Source organism: Vibrio sp. 1078-1, from assembly GCF_033340475.1.
Genome location: NZ_JAWOWM010000984.1, coordinates 1 through 505, shown reverse-complemented (window position 1 = coordinate 505; position 505 = coordinate 1). Strand labels below are relative to the sequence as shown.

Genomic DNA, 505 nt, shown 5'->3' with positions numbered 1-505 from the left:
GTAAATGTCGCAGGCATATGCTGAATCAGCACGATTGGATGTGGGTAGTTCATCGGCAGACGAGTAAGAATTTTTTGTAAAGCAACTGGGCCACCAGTGGATGTGCCAATCGCAGTTAACTGGTATTTCTTACCCGATGCGCGGAACTTGGTTGCTGCCGGTCGAGCCGGAGCCGATGCGGCAGGCGCAGCGGTTCTTGAAGCCAGTGGGCGCGCAGCACTAGTTGCAGCAGCTGGACGCGCTACAGGACGGCGCATGAAAGCACGCTTGGAGGCAATTTGAATGACACGTTGCTGAAGCAGCGAAACCGCTTCATCGCGGTTACGTGCAATATCTTCAAACTTCTTCGGTAAGAAGTCCAGAGCGCCAGCGTCCAACGCATCAAGAGTTGCTTTCGCCCCATCATGAGTCAGGGACGAAAACATCAGAATTGGCGTTGGAGATGCAGCCATGATTTCACGCACAGCCGTAATGCCATCCATAACTGGCATTTCAATATCCATGG

The 505-nt window shown here is 52.7% G+C and carries 1 protein-coding gene; it reads right to left on the bottom strand.

Translation table 11 applies throughout. From position 1 onward, the window contains the following. The coding region (locus tag R7190_RS31210) for a chemotaxis protein CheB (protein WP_318138388.1) at positions 1 to 505 on the bottom strand (505 nt) is incomplete at both ends.